The 17330-nt window shown below is 49.9% G+C and carries 15 protein-coding genes; 8 read left to right on the top strand and 7 right to left on the bottom strand.

Features of this window, described 5'->3' with window-relative positions; all coding sequences use genetic code 11:
- The first annotated feature begins 178 nt into the window (after window positions 1-178).
- From PsAD26_RS25535 to PsAD26_RS25525, 3 genes are read left to right on the top strand one after another with little or no spacing between them, the layout of a single operon-like run.
- Window positions 179-1711 (top strand): cryptochrome/photolyase family protein, encoded by a 1533-nt coding sequence (locus tag PsAD26_RS25535; RefSeq protein ID WP_063312709.1) that lies wholly within the window; start codon window positions 179-181, stop codon window positions 1709-1711.
- A gap of 44 nt (window positions 1712-1755) precedes the next feature.
- A complete protein-coding gene (locus PsAD26_RS25530; RefSeq protein WP_063312633.1) occupies window positions 1756-2508 on the top strand; it encodes an SDR family NAD(P)-dependent oxidoreductase in 753 nt (250 codons plus the stop codon).
- Entirely contained in the window at window positions 2505-2942 is a 438-nt protein-coding gene (locus PsAD26_RS25525; RefSeq protein ID WP_063312632.1) for a nuclear transport factor 2 family protein, read from the top strand. The genes PsAD26_RS25530 and PsAD26_RS25525 overlap by 4 nt, the downstream gene beginning before the upstream one ends.
- A 38-nt stretch (window positions 2943-2980) precedes the next feature.
- Here PsAD26_RS25525 and PsAD26_RS25520 read toward each other — a convergent pair whose 3' ends face one another.
- The 3 genes from PsAD26_RS25520 to PsAD26_RS25510 are packed head-to-tail and all read right to left on the bottom strand — an operon-like array spanning window position 2981 to window position 6419.
- Complete coding sequence (locus tag PsAD26_RS25520; RefSeq protein ID WP_063312631.1) at window positions 2981-4225, bottom strand: cyclopropane-fatty-acyl-phospholipid synthase family protein; 1245 nt, start codon at window positions 4223-4225, stop codon at window positions 2981-2983.
- The gene (locus tag PsAD26_RS25515; protein ID WP_063312630.1) at window positions 4222-5082 is read right to left on the bottom strand and encodes a DUF1365 domain-containing protein; all 861 of its coding nucleotides are present in this window, start codon (window positions 5080-5082) and stop codon (window positions 4222-4224) included. The genes PsAD26_RS25520 and PsAD26_RS25515 overlap by 4 nt, the downstream gene beginning before the upstream one ends.
- Window positions 5079-6419 (bottom strand): FAD-dependent oxidoreductase, encoded by a 1341-nt coding sequence (locus PsAD26_RS25510; RefSeq protein ID WP_063312629.1) that lies wholly within the window; start codon window positions 6417-6419, stop codon window positions 5079-5081. The genes PsAD26_RS25515 and PsAD26_RS25510 overlap by 4 nt, the downstream gene beginning before the upstream one ends.
- A 146-nt stretch (window positions 6420-6565) precedes the next feature.
- Here PsAD26_RS25510 and PsAD26_RS25505 point away from each other — a divergent pair, with 146 nt between their 5' ends.
- From PsAD26_RS25505 to PsAD26_RS25495, 3 genes are all read left to right on the top strand, one after another.
- Window positions 6566-7159, top strand: coding sequence for a sigma-70 family RNA polymerase sigma factor (locus PsAD26_RS25505; RefSeq protein WP_063312628.1), 594 nt, complete (start codon window positions 6566-6568; stop codon window positions 7157-7159).
- Window positions 7156-7812, top strand: coding sequence for a ChrR family anti-sigma-E factor (locus PsAD26_RS25500; protein WP_063312627.1), 657 nt, complete (start codon window positions 7156-7158; stop codon window positions 7810-7812). The genes PsAD26_RS25505 and PsAD26_RS25500 overlap by 4 nt, the downstream gene beginning before the upstream one ends.
- Before the next feature lie 133 nt (window positions 7813-7945).
- The gene (locus PsAD26_RS25495; RefSeq protein ID WP_063312626.1) at window positions 7946-8845 is read left to right on the top strand and encodes an MJ1477/TM1410 family putative glycoside hydrolase; all 900 of its coding nucleotides are present in this window, start codon (window positions 7946-7948) and stop codon (window positions 8843-8845) included.
- Here the strand turns inward: PsAD26_RS25495 and pelG are convergent.
- From pelG to PsAD26_RS25475, 4 genes are read right to left on the bottom strand one after another with little or no spacing between them, the layout of a single operon-like run.
- Window positions 8842-10263: an exopolysaccharide Pel transporter PelG gene (gene pelG, locus PsAD26_RS25490; protein WP_063312625.1), complete on the bottom strand. Its 1422-nt coding sequence runs from the start codon at window positions 10261-10263 to the stop codon at window positions 8842-8844. The genes PsAD26_RS25495 and pelG overlap by 4 nt on opposite strands.
- Before the next feature lie 35 nt (window positions 10264-10298).
- Complete coding sequence (gene pelF, locus PsAD26_RS25485) at window positions 10299-11810, bottom strand: GT4 family glycosyltransferase PelF (protein WP_063312624.1); 1512 nt, start codon at window positions 11808-11810, stop codon at window positions 10299-10301.
- A 13-nt stretch (window positions 11811-11823) separates the two neighbouring features.
- On the bottom strand, window positions 11824-12807 hold the full coding sequence (locus PsAD26_RS25480) for a hypothetical protein (RefSeq protein WP_063312623.1): 984 nt from the start codon (window positions 12805-12807) through the stop codon (window positions 11824-11826).
- 1 nt (window position 12808) lies between these two features.
- Window positions 12809-13795 carry a hypothetical protein gene (locus PsAD26_RS25475; protein WP_208985854.1) on the bottom strand — a complete coding sequence of 329 codons (987 nt, stop codon included), beginning with the start codon at window positions 13793-13795 and terminating at the stop codon, window positions 12809-12811.
- Window positions 13796-14241: 446 nt separating this feature from the next.
- Here PsAD26_RS25475 and PsAD26_RS25470 point away from each other — a divergent pair, with 446 nt between their 5' ends.
- Window positions 14242-16437, top strand: a complete 2196-nt coding sequence (locus tag PsAD26_RS25470) for a hypothetical protein (RefSeq protein WP_208985853.1) — start codon at window positions 14242-14244, stop codon at window positions 16435-16437.
- Window positions 16434-17252 (top strand): hypothetical protein, encoded by an 819-nt coding sequence (locus PsAD26_RS25465; RefSeq protein ID WP_063312621.1) that lies wholly within the window; start codon window positions 16434-16436, stop codon window positions 17250-17252. The genes PsAD26_RS25470 and PsAD26_RS25465 overlap by 4 nt, the downstream gene beginning before the upstream one ends.
- Window positions 17253-17330: the final 78 nt, after the last annotated feature.

Here is a 17330-nt window from a genome sequence, read left to right as displayed (position 1 = left end):
GAGTTTCTCTAAGTATTTGGAGTGAGAGAATGAGGGCATAACTGCGTCTCTGTATGACGCCGCAAGACAACGTGTCTCAGGGTGGAGGCTTGACCTATTTGTTGGGTATGGCTTCGTTGTTCTTTGCGCTCTACCTTTTTGGGGAGTTTGATGGGCTGCCTTGAGGAGAGAAATGCAGATGCGTTTGCGCCTGGTGCTTGGGGATCAGCTGAGTTTGTCTCTTCCCAGTCTGTGTGATGCCAAGCCGGGTGAGGATGTGATCTTGCTGGCGGAGGTGCGCGAGGAAGCGACTTATGTTCGTCATCACAAGAAGAAGATTGCGTTTCTGTTTTCGGCGATGCGCCACTTTGCTGAGGCGTTGAGGTCTCTGGGGCATCGCGTTGTTTACGTGAACTACGATAGCCCGGAGAATACGGGCAGCCTGTTTGGGGAAGTCCTTCGATTGATGGAGGCTGAAACTGTTTCTGAACTCATTGTAACGAAGCCTGGTGAATACCGCCTGCTGGATGAGATGGAGAGTTGGCAGGAGCGACTAGGTATGCCGGTTGAGCTGCGTGAGGATGACCGCTTTCTCTGTTCTACTGAAGGTTTTCAAGAGTGGGCATCCGGGCGCAAGAGCTTACGGTTGGAGTACTTTTATCGAGAGATGCGACGTGACCATGCCTTCTTGATGGAGGGTGACAAGCCACTGGGTGGACAGTGGAATTATGATCATGACAATCGCAAGAAGGCACCAAAGGAGTTGGGTGTGCCAGCTCCTTTTTCTGTTGAGCCAGACAGGGTTACAGAGGAGGTGCTGGCACTTGTTGCGGACCAATTTCCCGAACACTTCGGTGATTTACAGCCGTTTTCGCTTGCGGTCACGCGTGAGGATGCACTTAAGGCATTGGACCAGTTTGTTGCTGAGCGTCTCGGCAAGTTTGGGGACTATCAAGATGCGATGGTTCAGGGCGAACCCTGGATGTTTCACAGTCACATCAGCTTCTACCTCAACTGCGGCTTGTTGCTTCCTCTCGAATGTGTTCGGGCAGCGGAACGAGCGTATTTTGATGGAACTGCTCCGCTGAATTCTGTTGAGGGCTTTATCCGGCAGATTGTGGGCTGGCGGGAGTTCATTCGGGGGATCTATTGGCTCTCTATGCCTGACTATGCAGGACTGAATTATTTTGAGGCCTCTCGAAATCTGCCTGAGTTCTACTGGACTGGAGAGACACAGATGAATTGTCTGCACCAGTGTATTGTTGAGACAAAAGCGAATGCCTACGCGCACCACATTCAGAGGTTGATGGTGATTGGGAATTTCTCGTTGCTTACTGGGCTTGCCCCCAAACAAGTGAGTGAGTGGTATCTCGCAGTTTATGCAGATGCTTATGAATGGGTTGAGTTGCCCAATGTGAATGGAATGATCCTGTTTGCGGATGGCGGGCTGTTCGCTTCAAAGCCATATGCAGCCAGTGGTGCTTACATCAACAGAATGTCGAACTACTGTGAGCACTGCTCTTATTCTCACGCTACGAAGACGGGTGAGAAAGCTTGTCCCTTCAACTACCTTTATTGGAACTTTCTGGATCAGAATGAAGAGAAGCTCCGAGGCAATCCCAGAGTCTCGATGATCTACCGCAGCTGGGACAAGATGAGCGACAGCAAGAAGAACGAGATCAGAAGTGATAGCCGTCGTTTTCTTGCTCAATTGGATGGGACGCAAGCGTGATCTGAAAGTTTCCTCGCTGCGTAAGATCAATCAGAGAGGGCGTTATGGCAGAACATGAGAAGCTTGTTTGGATCATTGGAGCGAGTTCCGGCATCGGAGCAAGCCTTGCTCTTTTGTATGCGCGTTCTGGATCTCAAGTTATTATCAGTGCGCGGAATGAGAAGAAGCTTCAAGCTGTTGCTCAGGATGCCAGCAATGTTGAAGTGATGCCACTTGATGTGACTGATCGAGTGCAAGTTGCTGAGGCGTTGGAACGTTTTCAGCAGACCGGCAAACTGCCTGATCTCACGGTGTACTGCTCAGGCGTCTACTTTCCCGGTGGCATTGATGTGCTGAGTGAAGAGCACTCTGTGGCTTCCATGGATACGAATTATTTTGGTGCTGTGCGTGTGATTGCGGGGCTCTTTCCGTTGCTTAAACAGCAGGGGAATGGGCACATCGCAATTGTCAGCTCATTAAGCGGTTATTGCGGCCTTCCCAACGCTGCCTGTTACGGGCCAACCAAGGCCGCACTGATCAACCTTTGTGAAAGTCTGAAGCCTGACTTTGACAAGGCTGGGATTGACCTGTCACTTGTCAATCCGGGCTTTGTAAAGACACCCATGACTGACAAGAACACCTTTGAGATGCCGTTTCTTCTGGAACCAGAGCAGGCTGCCAAGGATATCTATAATGGGCTTGAGAAGCGTAAGTTTGAGATTTACTTCCCGTTCCGTCTTGCCGCTATCATGAAGATCCTGCGCTTGTTGCCATACGCTCTCTACTTTCCGGTTACGAGAAGGATGAGTAAACGATGACTGAGAGACCTGATCTGGAGGCTACTGCAAGACAGTATGCGCTTTTCTTTGAAGAGGTTACGCCGGAACGTATCGAAGACGTTCATGAACTCATCAGTGATGATGTGCACTTCATTGATCCCTTTAATGATGTGAAAGGGCGTGCCAACTTCGAAAAGGTCTTTCACAAAATGTATGAGGATGTTCAGGAACCGCGGTTCAAGATACTCGATTTGGCCTGGTCTGGTGATCTGTGTTTCATGCGTTGGGATTTTACCTGCAAGCAAAAACTACTTGGCAACTGGGGCGTGCGAGGTGTGACAGAGGTGCATTTTGATAAGGATGCAAAAGTTTGTGCGCACTATGACTACTGGGATGCTTCACGCCATTTCTATCGCAAGCTGCCGGTTATTGGTGCGATGATCAGGTGGATTGCTTCGCGTGCTGCGATCTAAAGGATTGGTTGGGCCTGTCTGGCCCAACTTCATCTTCTTCAACCTGGTTTCCTAATCTGAAACAAACCAACATTGATGGTTCCCTCAGCAAAGCCAGCTTCACAATATGCCAGATAATAATGCCACATCCGCTTGAAGCGGTTGTCGTAGCCCAGCTTGGCAATTTCTGGCCAACTCTGGAAGAATGACTCTCTCCAACGGACGAGTGTTTTCTCGTAGTCAGCGCCGAAGAACTCGCGCGTCACGAGTTGCAGTTTTTGTTGTTCAATTTGTCTTGCAAGTTCCTTGGCTGAAGGCAGTAAGCCTCCTGGAAAGATGTAGCGCTGAATGAAATCAACGTTCTTGCGGTAACAATGGAACTTTTCGTCCGAGATGAGAATTGCTTGAATGACAGCGGTACCACCCGGCTTTAAACGGGACTTCAGCTTTTCAAAATAACCGGCCCAGTTCTCTTCACCTACTGCTTCGATCATCTCGATTGAGACAATGGCGTCGTACTGTCCTTCCGTTTCGCGGTAATCGCGGAGTTCAAAGGACGCACTTCCCTCAGTTTCTTTGGATTGAAGGCGGGATTGGGCAAATCTGAGCTGTTCTTGTGAGAGCGTGATGCCGTGTACATCACGACCGGCGGTGCATGCATGTTCAGCAAAACCGCCCCAGCCACAGCCAATTTCCAAAATCTGCTGGTCTGGCTGTGTGTCGGTCATTTGCAAGACACGGTCGTACTTTCTGCGCTGTGCTTCTTCGAGTGTTTCGTGCTGTTTAAGCTTGTAGGCAGATGAGTACGTCATGGTTTCATCGAGCCACTGGCTGTAAAAGTCATTGCCAAGATCGTAGTGGAACGCGATGTTGCGTTTGCTGCCGTTCAAGGTGTTTGCATTTGCCAAGTGACGCAGGCGTGCGAATGCGCGTGAAAGGAAGCCGCGCTTGGTAACGGACTGCATTATCTGTTTGTTGGCCACCAGCAAATCGAACAGGGACCTCAGGTCGCTGCATTGCCAATCTTCTTCCAGATATCCTTCGGCCAGTGCGAGTGAGTTACCGGAAAGAAGCTTCCATAAAAGGCGAGTGTTTAAAATCTTTACGGTTACGACCGGACCTTTCCCGGACGGGTTGCCATAGGAAAGCATTTGATCATTGGGAAGGATGATCCACAAATGACCTTCTGAGAGACGGTGGAGCACACGGTCCAGCAATGTCTTCCAGAGTTTTGAGGAGAGGTTAAGCTCCGTCATTCTTGCGTGGGTTAATGGACTGAGGGAGGAGTGATCTCTGAGTGTCATGGTTGTCTCCCTGAGTGAATTTTTGTCTTTTTGAGTGCTGGAGCTTGCTTGTGCATACCCGTTACGATGGATGCAGGCGGTGATGGTCGCTTGTAAAAGCGGGCACCTTTGATCCAGAGCTTTAGAGCTTCAAAATGAATGAGGCCGAGGATTTTTGCCGAATTTTGGAAGTATTGCAGGCCAATCTTCAGGAGGTGCGTGGTTGTTGCTGCCTTTTGTTTTCCCTGAAAACTAGCGGTTAATACAGGCGTGCTGTCCTGTGTCAGCCGTATGATGAGTGACACATGATCTGTTGGAGGACGCGCAACAAAATGATAGTGGCCGGAGACTTCCAGAAACGGTGACACATGGAAGTTTTTTGGGCATGAGTGGCGGTAGGCCTGTTCAATGCCTTGATGTTTAGATGGCGCTATTTCAACGGCGTAATGGTGCATGTCACCAAAGGTGTTTCGAACCTGATAAAGAATGGCTTCCAATCTGCTCTTCGAATAGCAGTAAAACACACTGATTGGATTGAAAGCTCTTCCTAAAAATCTGGGGTAGGCGAGGAGCCGTATTTGCTCCGGAATGGTGGTTATCTGCGCTTGTTTCAACACAGCTTCTACATAGTCGCGCAGGGATGAATGACCATCTTCCATGTGATCTGATGGATGGAAGCTGAATAGGTTGAACCGGTCAACGGACAGTAGGCGTGACATCCGGTTCACGTCCTGCAATCGGTCGATGTCGATTGAGAAGGAAACAGCCTTATAACTGAGTTTGTGTTTGATCTGATCATGACGGCAGTGCACGACATCGCCCAGGTAGATCCTGAGCGGTGCATTTGTGGATTTCTGCTGTCGTCTTGTCAGGATCATTCCGCAGCCTCCTGATAACTTCCGTAGGGCCAGTCTTCAGGCAGGCCGATACGTTCGTTCGGATTTTCGCATGTCCATGGTCGCTGTACGTCGCCAAGTGCTTCGGCCACGGCCAATCCAGACTGCAATCCGTCCTCATGGAAGCCACAACCCAGGTAAGCCCCGCAGAACCAAGTCCGCCTTTCTCCCTGAATTTGCCAAAGTTGCCTTTGAGCGGACAATGCAGTTTGGTCAAAAACGGGGTGAGAATATTGGAAGGTTCGCAATACGGAACCTTCAGCAGGCTGATGGCTTGGGTTGAGGGTGACAAACACATCCTCAGAGGTGTTCAGTCTTTGAAGGGCATTCATCCAATATGTCACGCACAGAGCATTATTTCCCATCTGGTTGCCGATGAAGTTCCATGCGGACCAAGTTGTTTTGCGTTTCGGCATGAGGGAAATGTCGCGATGCAGAATGGCGATGTTTCGCTGATACCGGATTGATCCGAGGATCTGGCGTTCAGCCCGAGAGGCGTTGCCTTCCGCATTGAGCAGTGCAAGTGCCTGATCTGAGTGACAGGCAAACACGACATGGTCGTAGGAGGTTGGCTGACCGTTTCTCGCATAGACTGTGATTGATCCGGGTTTGCGCTGAATATTTGAAATGCCAGCATTCAAAATGATTTTGCCGGAAATCTCTGAGGCGAGTTTTTGAACGTAGTTGCGCGACCCGCCTGAAACTGTGCGCCATTGTGGTCTGTCGCGCACTTGCAAGAGGCCATGATTGTTGCAAAAGCCGATGAAAGCGCGGAATGGAAACTGCAGAAGTTGCTGTGGGGGCATGGACCAGATGGCTGCTCCCATAGGAAGCAGGTGTTCATTAATGAAAGTGGCTGAGTAGTTGTTTTGGCTGAGATAGCTGCCTAGTGATGTTGACTGGAGTTTTGGATCAACAGCGTCTTGAGGTGCTTCCTTATAAAAGCGGAGTGTCTGCGAAATCATGCGCAGGAAGCTGGGGCGGAAGAGGTTAGATTTCTGGGCGAACAGTCCTTTTAAACCTGAGCCAGAATACTCTCGCGATCCTTGCTCCAGAGAAACTGCGAAGGACATCTCGGTTGGGTCCGTCTGAACATCCAAGTGATTGAAGAGTGCAGTTAGATTGGGATAGGTTTTCTCGTTGTAGACGATGAAGCCGGTATCTACGGCGACGTCTTCGCCGGCAATTTTCACATTCTGTGTGTTGGCATGCCCGCCAAGGCGATCATCTTTTTCATAGACATCTACATTGTGGCTTTTCGAGAGAAGCCAAGCTGCGGAAAGGCCGGCAATTCCACTCCCAATGACTGCGATTTTCATAGCTCACATCCAATCTAAAGTTTCTCTTTTTAGGAGCGTTGATTGGAAATGGATCACCTTAGGCAGGAAAAAGTGATCCAATTGACAAACTGTTTGGTAAAAAGATTGTGTGAGACAATTTGGCGGTTTGCAGAGCGATGATTACGATGCAGCTTCAAAATAATGATGGTGAGAGCGAGAACAGCCTGAGTTCCTCAGATTTAAGCGCTTTGCTTTTATCTCTTGGTCAGGAGCGTTCGCGGGAGATCTTCCGACAGCTCTTCGAGTTTTTCGCTCCGCGTCTCAAGACTTACTTTCTGAAAGGTGGAGCAACTTCGGAGCTTTCGGAGGAGCTGGTTCAGGAAACTTTTGTCATCGTTTGGCGGAAAGCAGAGATGTTTGATAGTCGTAAGGCTTCCGCATCGACCTGGATTTACACGATTGCCCGTAATCTTCGGATTGATCGATTTCGTAAAGAGCGGCGGTATCTTTACAAAGATGATCAGTTTTTTGCCAATGAGTTGGTTGGAGAAGAGACTCAGATTGACGACCATCACCAATCACAACTCAGCGAACGGGTGAAGAAAGCTCTTCCCCTTTTGCCGGCGGAGCAATCGACCATTATCAAATTGGCGTTTTATGAAGATGCCAGCCACTCAAAAATTGCTCAGTACTTGGAACTGCCGCTAGGAACTGTCAAATCCCGGATGAGGCTGGCTCTGGCGCGTTTACGGAAACTTTTGGAAGGGGTGGACCTATGATCAACCATCACCTCAGCGATGAAATTGTATGGGCCTATGCGACTGGCTCTTTGCCGGCAGGTCATGCGTTGCTTGTCTCCTGTCATCTGGAGCTTTGCCAAGGGTGTAAGGCCCGCGTGGCTGAAGCGGAAGTTCTTGCAGGTGCTATGCTTCAAACGGGCGAGCAGCAAAAACCTTCTGACGACATGTTCGATCTTCTGATGGCCCGAGTTGAAAATGAACCAACCCTACCTGCGGGCGCATATCTGGCCGAGCCCAAGCCCGAGAAGGGCGTGCCATCGGCGCTTTGGGATGTGCTGGGGCATGGGTATAGCGGCATTAAATGGAAGATGGTTGGCCCGGGGATCAGACAGTTCATCTTGCCGATCAAGTCAAGTGAAGGCGAGAGTGCTCGCTTGCTGAAACTGTCTCCGGGTTTTGTCACACCTGAGCATTCACACCACGGATCAGAAATGACGTTGGTGTTGCAAGGGTCCTTTAGCGATGAAACCGGACGCTATAAGATTGGCGATGTTCAGGAAGCAGACGAGCATGTACATCATCAGCCAATCGCAGATACAGAAGAAGACTGCATCTGCCTTGCTGTGACTGACGCACCGTTGGACTTCAAAGGCTTCTTTCCCAAACTTCTGCAGCCACTCTTCGGGATATGATGTGATGTTGTGGCTGTAGCTGTTCTGGGCTGCTTTTGGGTGAGTTGACCTGAGAAATTTTCATAAGAAAGAATAGGCATAGCGTTGTGTTTTGTCTGCGCATAAGGTGTGGGGCCTGTTGCATGGAGCGCCGATGTTTTACCTCAGGTTTGTCCTCGCTGTTGTTGCTTTGTCTCCTGCTTTATTGCTTTTGAGTTGCTCCAGCGACAAGGTGGAAGAGATGCAAGCGCCGTTGAATGATGTTTCTCGCTGGGGCGTCCAACTGCAGGATATTGAGATCAAAAAAATTCATAGATCAGATCTTGATCTTGTGGTGATTGATTACTCCAAGGATGGCACTGCGCAGGGGCGGTTTTCCAGTTATGAAATTGCAAAGGCCAAAGAAAAACCGGATGGTTCGAGACGTCGTGTGCTTGCTTATCTCAGCATAGGTGAAGCAGAGGATTATCGGGATTACTGGAAAGATACCTGGCAGGAGAGCCCTCCCAAATGGCTTGGTGATGAAAACCCCAATTGGCCCGGTAATTACACCGTCAAATTCTGGCAACCAGAATGGCAAGGCCTCATCATGGCCTATCTCAAGCACATCATTTCTGCCGGATATGATGGTGTGTATCTGGATGGTGTTGATGTTTTCCAGCGGTATGATGAGCGTGATCTAGCGCAGGCCAGAATGGCGAAGTTTGTTGGCAAAGTTTCCAGGCTGGCGAAAGCGCAAGAGCCCGGGTTTATTATCGTTGCTCAGAATGGAGAAGAGCTGCTGAGGTTTCCAGAGTATCGCGATGAGATTGATGGGATCAGCAAGGAAGATTTGCTTTATGGCGCCTATAAAGATGGAGCCCGTAATAGCCCTCAACTGATTGATTGGAGTTGGGGTTTTTTAGCTGAAGCGCGCAGGGATGGCTTGTCTGTCTTCGTAATCGAGTACCTGGAGGATGGAGGCAAGCGCAGGCGTGCGCGTGAAGAACTTGATGAGTTGGGCGTGATTTCTCTCTTTACCCGCAGGCCTTTGGATACGTTGGTCGCCTTTTAACGAAGAGCTTCGTACCAGGTGTTGGGTCTCAAGGAGAGCCGTGCTTGAAAGAAGATGTGCTGGTCCAGCTTTCTGAAGGCATTTTGCAATGTCGCCACAGCGAGGAAACTTGCGGTCAGGCAGGCGACGAAGTAGCCGAAGCCAAGATATTCCCGAGGAAGAAACAAGGTTGCATAGGTGCAGGTGGCGTTGAGCACTAAAAACGCGAGCTGCAGCAGCATATTCTCCATGTTTTTATTGATGAAAATGAGTGTTGTTGACGCTGCGAAAAACAGGAATTGAAAGAGCACACTGATTGCCGCAATTCGGATAATCGCAGCTTGTCGGTATTCGAAATTCAGATATTCGACCACCATTGGAGAGAACAGAACTAGCAGCGCGCAGAGCGCTAGCTGGATTAGTGTGATGCGTCCCAATGTATAGATTGCTTCTGTTTTCAGGTTTTCTGATTTCTCGCGGATCTCAACAAGGGTGCCGTGTCCCGTGATTGTTTGGATGTAGGATCTGAAGTTTCGAAAGAAGTTGGTTTCGGCCTCAATCAAAAACAGCGCCAATGGCGGGATAAGAAGAAGCTGGGCTATGAATATTGAGCTGTCATAGGCGGGGGCATGCCGTAGGCCGCTGGGCAGAAGCTGGCTCTCAGCACTTTGCCAGATGATGACTTTGTCGACCCATAGGGCACTGATGTTGAATATTGCGGCCAATGTGAGGGGCCAGTAACGCTTCATGGCCCCTGCAACGTATGCCAGCGTTGCTTTGAAAGCGTAGTGTGATGTGGGGAAGGTGAAGAGGACTTCGATTGAAAGCCAGAGAAAACACAGCAGGAAACCCAGACTGAAGGCGCTCAACAAATGAAACTCTCTGGGGTTATGTGCTGTGCTGTAAATGATGAGACCGGTTGTCAGAAGTAAACCTGTTGCAAAAGAGAGGCTGACGCTTCTGTAGCTTTGCAAGCTTGAGCTAAAGCCAAGGGCAATCCAGAGCAGGCTGGCGATTACGCAGGAAATGATGATGCTTATCACGTCATGAAGGGGGACATTCAGGAGCATTATCAGGATTGGTGCACAGACAATTGCAGTCACCAATGCGCAGACATAGAGTGCGCCTAAATAGATTTGCGGAATAAGATGGAATTTTCTGAAATATATGGCGTCTGAGGCCATCCTTATAGCGATGATCAAGACGGGTGCGCTTGTGAGAAGCGATAGGCCGAGGATGTAAATCAGTTTTGTTCTGAAGCCGGTGAGCAGCGGCAAGCCTAGTTTCTGTTCAGTGAGAAGTGAGATGAACAGGACACACAGAATGAACATGAGCCAAGGGCCTGCGATGACCATGCTTGCATGGAAGACAGCCCGTACATGAGACGACAGATCGCCTTTGTGAGTTAGACGTTGCAGCTCAAAGCCGATGCCTGCCATTCAAAGTCTCCGGTTCCGTGAGGTGATCTTAAGTTTTATGCAAGCAAGTGCTTTGCTTTTGGGTGCTGTGTTTCGAAGTTTCGCTCATACAAGTCTCTGTAGGATTTGAGTGCTTGCTGCTCGTTGTAATCACGCTCTATGCGTTGCCGCAGCTGGGCTCCGTATTGCTGGCGAAGCTGATCGTCTCGGAGTAGTTTAGCCATGGCTTGTGCCGTTGCGGATGGGGACACGAGCTCTGTGATGATGCCGCCGGACCCGAGTGGGTGGGGATCATCTGCTCGCCCCTCCAGAACCTCTCTGCATGAGCCAACATCTGTTGCAACACAGGGAATTCCAGCGGCTCCTGCCTCTAGAAGAACGAGGGGTTGGGCTTCGCTCAAACTGGTGAGTGCGACGAGGTCGACGGCAGATAGGTACTCGGCGACGTTGACCGGGCCTGTGAATGTGATTGTTTCTTCTAGATTCAGCTGCGCTGTAAGCTTCTGACATTCCTCGAAGTAGGTGGGCTCTTCGTCTGTTGGGCCCAAGATGAGAGCAGTCACATCAGGTAGTTCATTTCTCAACAAGCCAACGGCATGAATGAAGCTTTTAACGTCCTTGATTGCGACCACACGCCCAATGAGTGCTACGGTTGGCTGGTGGTTGTTGTAGCCCGCTTGTATTGCCTTGAATTTGTTGAGGTTGATCCCGTTGGGGATGACTTGCATTTTGCTTTGGCAAGCTCCCTGAGACAGCTGCATCAGCTGGTTGTCTTTGTATAGTGTGGTGATATCTGAACAGCTGTTGTAGCAACATCTCGCAAATGCTTCGAAGGCCGAGATCCAGAGATCACGCAGGTCGAGGCGAGGGTCATCCAGCGAAAACCCTTTATTGATGCTGTCTTCGATCCAGTCTGCAAGCAGGATCTCAATGCGGCGTTCGTTGGTGTAGATGCCGTGCTCGGTGATGATTGCCGGTGCATGTGTGCTCAAAGCTGCTCTTGCTGCAAAGAGGCCAGCGTATCCCGTTGAAATGGTGTGGTAGACCTTGGCTTGTGGCATGGGGGCTTTGAGGATTGCGAACAAGCCGCCGAATAGTGTGTACCAAGCCCAGAAGAAGTGATGGAATGAGGTCTCTGGCAGAATTTCCTCGTACATCTGGCAGATGACGTTCCATGTGAGATCTGAGTTTGTCAGCTGGTTTATGGACCAGGGGTGCTTTGTGGAGTTTACGAGACGATCAAGATCATACAAGCGGGCTTTGTTGCCGTTTTTCAGGAAGGCGCGAAGCTCTCTTGAGATGCCTTGTGTGCTGGATGAACTGTAATCTGGTGCGGGTTCGGGATCGTGGATATCGAAGAGAGCGAGCTTCTGATAGTGCTTCACATTTGGGGGTAATTTGTATTTGGGTGTACCGTTTTGTGAGCTGGAGAGAACCGCAACAACAGAGAAGGTGAGATCTGGCAGGCCTGAGATAAGCCAATTGATCCAGGAGGATACGCCTCCCGCAACATAAGGGTAGCAGCCCTCAACGATTATGCAGACGTCTGTTGTTGACGAAGAATGCATACTACTCACCCTCTCAGTTGACCAAGGCCTGTTCGTGTGCGGGCAGAACTGCTCTTCGTTCAAGCCTTGTTTTTATTCGCTGGTTCATTGCACAGGCTTCCAGATCTTTGACGCGCGTTAACTGCTTCAGGCAAAGCTGTGCCTCTTTGAGAGCTTCTTTTTGAATGAGCCGGTCTGCACGCAAGAGGGTTAGGGCTTTCTCAGCTTCGGGGCGTACATCCGTTTTCAGGAACTTGCGCAGCGTGGATGTCATTTGTTTTCGCTGGGATATGTCGATGAGCTGAGAGAGAGCTGCAGCCTGTAAACGTGTGATTGCGTCACGTCGTTGCTCTGTTGATGCTTCAGCAGGGAGTGTGACGATCTCTGAGATATCGTTTTGAAAGCGTTGCTTGAGTTTGGTGTAAACAGCGGCTGCCTGAACGCGGATCTCGGGCTTTTCGTTTTTGAGTGCAGCCTGAAGGAATTCCAGCAACTCGGGCTTATATTTGAGCGTAATTATGGAAAGAGCTCTTTTGATATCCTGAGTGTTTCCTGAAGCAAAGATTTTCTGGAATGGCTTCGGTGAGCCATGTGTCATGTCCAGCGACCGGTTGCTTATGATCTTGCTGAAAACGTCGGCCTGCCTGGTTGGCGTATCTTCAAGCGCAAGAGTTGTGTGCCATCTGGCAAGCTTGGCGGTTTGTCTTCTGCCATCCAATTGCATCAGGACAGAAGCTAGCAATCCTCCAAAGGGGCCAAACAATGCGAAGAGAAAGATGCCATAATCAAAAAGCGCAAATCCGATGCTGTGTATGTTTCTCATGAGCAGAAGGCAGAGCATTACCGACAGGCAATGAAACGCAATAGCAGGACCGATTACCTTGGAGTTTTGGCCGATCTGCGAGACGAACCAAGCCTCGATAATCGTTGCGGTTATGACGACAACCGGCAGCAATACTATTGAGAGGCTGAAAGGTTGCTTAGTGGTTGGCGTATCGAGCAACGTATCCTGAACCATACTAGATCACCGAGTTGTCGAACCTGTTGCTCGTTTGGGGAGCGTTGATCGAATAGAAGGCGACGAGGTTATCTGGTGCTGGTGTTGTGTTGTGGTGAAGGAGGCTGTTTGAGATTGCGCTACTGATGGCTTCTAACAGCACAGTGGAGTCTTCTTCGAGCAGGTGCGCTTCCAGTTGATGGAAGATGATTGCTCCTTGTGGTGTCCTGGTGTCCGTCTGTGTGCCGCTGGAGCTTGGAGTTCCAAATAGAAACACCAGACTCCCTTTGGGTGTGTGAGACCTGATCAGTCTTTTATCATTGGCCAGAGAGATTGGTTTAGCTGTGTCCGGATGGTGGATCAGCCATGCTTGTTCTTGCTGTTCACGCGAAGGTTTCAGTTCAGATGATGTCGTGATGTTGGAATGGATAAGACCGAGGCGCTCATTTGAGCACTTGAAGAGGCTGTATCTGGTCGTGCCGATCAAGTTGGCGAGAATATTGTCCAGCTGTTTGGTGTTGCTTTGAATATCCAAAGTACTCAGCCTGTCAATTGCCCTGCACACGCTCACCGGGCTTGTGGTTTCCATCGAAGCAATACGACTTTGCAGGTTTTCGGCTTCAAGCGTGAGTGTGGTGCAGTAATCAGAGATTGTGTCTCGTTGTCCCAGGGCATGGGCCAACTGGCTTTGGAGCCTTTGATTTTTGCGAAGCAGTGATGTCCTGAACTCCCCGAAGATAATAGCTGTCAGAAGCCAGAGGGTTGGTTCCAAACCTGTATTTGTGAAGTACTCAAAGAAGCCTTGCCCGCCCATAGTTTGTGGTGGGATGTACCAAAGAGTGACTGCAAGTGCTGTCAGAACTGCAAGAATTCCGGAACGGGTTCCGAGAATGGAGCTGGCAATCAGTATCGGGATCCATACAGGGCTCGGCGAGAGGTTCCAGAGTGAGAGTTCGGGATGCAGCGTGGACAGTACCGGGAAGGGGAGGAACAGCAGGAAGACTTCCAAGACGTGGTATCGCTTCTCGGGTGCACGTTTTGTTTTCTTCTTTTTATGATGTCCAGTGTTACTTGAAAAATACTGATCCGAATACATCACGAATAAATAGTCCTATTGTCAAAAGTATCAGTATAGATTGTGTTTAAAATCTTTGTTTATGCCGGGAATATTTACTTGCTGTTTTATTTATATTCAACTCTATGGAAAGTTAGGGTATTAAGTTCGGGGTTGGATATAAAATGATTTGTTTGCAATAAGTATACAGTCTTAAATTACTTATTGGTGTCTTCAGGGTGCGTGAAGTGCGTAACGATTGTTCTTTGTACTCCTTCTTTATTGAAGGTAAGTGGCAATTGTTTTTAGGTGGAATTACTAGGCAGGTTCGCGCTCTTATTTTCTACGGTTTTGCGCTGTTTTGCTTTGTATGTTTCATCAATAATTCGCAGGCAGGTTTGGTGAAGCGAGAGATTATCGGGTTGTACGATAGCCTTCGTGAAGCGGAGCCATCTGCAACGGCAATACATGATTTTCTTGAGATGCCATTGAACCATCTTGGTTATTCGATCCGGTATGTTGACGTGAATGCGGGTTTGCCGAAGGTGAGCCAAGCGGAAAACGCGGCGGCTGTTGTGAGCTGGTTTCAGGGTGCATTGGTTGATCCTGCTTTATATTTTGAGTGGGCTGATAAGCAGGCGAGTTCTGGACTGCAGTTTCTTGTGTTTGGTGAGACCGGAATTCGTGATCTGGAGGAAGAAGGGGCAGCGTTGAATCTGTTTCTGCGGCATCTGGGGCTTCGGTTTGAGACGGGTTTTGTGATGCTGACAAGCGCCTCGTCAGAGCTTCGTCTGGATTCAGAACTGGTTGCCTTCGAGCGGCCCTTTTACAAGATACTTCCGGGATACTCACTGGTTACGCGCATATCCCCAGATGGGCTGTCGATTGCTTCCGTTCTGCCGCCCGTGCATGTCGCGGCGGAGAGAACACAGTTGGCGTTTATTGGAGCTGGAGGAGCTTATGTTCAACCCGGATTTGCGATTGCCACAGACGATGTACTTAACCGGCAGAAGTGGCTTATTGATCCGATTGGATTTCTTCAACGGGCGCTTAAACAGGAGCGCTTTCCTATTCCGGATACGTCGACGCTGATGGGGCGCCGAATTTACTTTTCGCACATTGATGGCGATGGTTGGAATAACGTCTCTTATTCCTCCAAGTATCAGGGACAAAAGGCATTATCCGGCGAAGTGATGCTGCGAGAGCTGATTGGGCCGTACCCTGATTTACCTGTCACTTATGGTCTGGTGACAGCGGATGTTGATCGGAGTGAGGGAGGGGATGATCGCAGCGTTGGGCTGGTCAAAGAGTTGTTTGCTCTCCCGCAGGTGGAAGTGGCCAGCCATACCCATTCCCATCCGTTTCACTGGGCTTTCTATCGAGATTATGACCGTGCAAAAGAGCTTGCGCTTATTCGTGAGAAGAATGTTGCAAAAGAGCCTACAGCTGAGGGACCTGTGAGCTGGCTCTCCAAGCGTTTCTTTGGTGAAAGTGGCAAGGCTTTTTTCAAGACTTATCTGGCGCAGAATGTGTCTATGCCGCGTTATTACATGCGCAAACCGTTTTCGCTTGTGGGAGAGATCGGAGGTTCTCTTTCTCAGGCCGAAAGCTTTGCGCCGAGTGGTAAAAAAGCGAAGTTGTTCTTGTGGTCTGGTGACACGCAGCCGTTTGAGGAAGCGCTTGCGCATACTCGTAAGCTTGGTGTTTACAACATGAATGGCGGCGATACGCGGTTTGACCGTGACTGGCCTTCTTTGAGTTATGTGGCCCCCTTATCCCGCCAGGTTGGCGCAGAGCGGCAGATCTATGCTGTCTCCAGCAACGAGAACACATATACGAATGACTGGACGGGGCCATTCTACGGATTTTCGCAGTTGCATCAGACCGTTGATAATACTGAGAGCCCGATCCGGCTGAGGCCCTACAATGTGTATTACCACGCCTATTCTGCGGAACATGATGCATCGCTGCGAGCGGTTCGGAAGCATTTGGATCGAGCGCGTGATGGGGCTTATTTGCCGATCTTTGCCTCGCAGTATGCTGCTATTGCAAATAGCTTTTTTGGGGTGAAGCTCTACCAGACGAGTGATCACAGCTGGCTTGTTTTGAATCGAGAGCGTCTTCAGTCGTTTCGCTTTGATGATGCAGAGCAGTGGCAGATTGATTTGGCGAAGAGCAACGGCGTTATTGGCTCAAAGCACCACCAGAACTCGCTGTATGTTTCGCTGGATCCGGCGGTTCGTGTTCCGGAGATTGTGCTGAAATCATCGCACAGTACAGGCGATGAGCATGTTGCCAGCATCACGGAAGCCCGGTGGCAGGTTTACGACTGGGTGCATAAGCCTTGCCGCATTGGTTTTCGTGCTTTTGGGTTTGGAGCTGGGGAGTTTCAGTTTCGTGGCCTGTCTTCGAGTCTTCATCGGCTGAAGGTGAGGAGAGAGGATGAGCTTATCTTGAGTGATGACGTTCAGGCTTTGCCGGATGGATCTTTGCGTTTGGATTTGGCTGTATCCGGGATGGAGCCGTTAGACATTTCATTGACATGTAAAAACTGGGCTTCGACGGCACGCATGGCGACGATGAGGAAGCAGCCATGATCCGCTTCCTCAAGTATTTGTCGCTTTATCTGCTGTTTATGGGGATCGGTTATGCGCTTGTTCCGGGGCAAACAGAGAAGATTGCTGTTCAGATCAAAGAGCAAAAGTATCATGAGGCTCGGGAGCATTTGCTGGCCTCATTTGAGGAGAATGACAGTAGCCCGGAGGAGTATCTTCAGCTGGCTGAGATTGCAGAGCAATTGGGGTTTGTTGAGGAAATGCACCGCATGCACGAGGCGTATATTGAACGCTCTCCCGATGACCTTTGGGTGTTGCGCAAGATTGAGCTCTACCATCGATTGGCAGGTGACTTTCGAGGATATGTGGAAACCTTAAAGGCGGTCGCACGGTTGAGCGCTGAGCCTGAGGACCGTGACAAGCTGCTCTCCACGTTGCAGTTTGAGGGGCTTTATGAGGAAGAGCTCTCAGAGCTTTCCTTCTTTGACGGTAAAGGAGTGTTGACACCTCAACAACTTGGCCGGTTGGGCATGTTGCATTTTCAGGGGGAGAGGATGGAAGTGGCTGCGGCGGCTCTTGCCAAGCATCACGAAAGTGCTCCTTTAACCCCCAAGCATTGGCCTGCACGTCTGGCTTATTTTCATAGCCTGCTTGAAATCGGTGACTTTCTGAAGGCCGAAAATGTTGCTCTCAGTTTGCGAGAGACGAACGAGCCTTGGGCTGACTTTGATTTCCGGAGCGAGTTTTTGCGGTATGGCCGCGATGAGTACATGCGGGAGGTTGAGGTGCCTGAGGGGCTAGCTGCGATTTTATCTTGTGTCATCAGGCCCAAGGAAGGCGATCAAGACTGTCCATGACATCGTGGTTTGCTAGGCTTTGGCTAATGCTTTTGAAGATGCATCAGCCTCAGTTGTTGGTGTCTTTACTGCTCTCAG

The organism is Pseudovibrio sp. Ad26 (assembly GCF_001623285.1).
GTDB classification, from domain to species: Bacteria; Pseudomonadota; Alphaproteobacteria; order Rhizobiales; family Stappiaceae; genus Pseudovibrio; species Pseudovibrio ascidiaceicola.
Note: the sequence above shows the minus strand (reverse complement) of the source record. Positions and strands in the feature narration are given on the sequence as shown.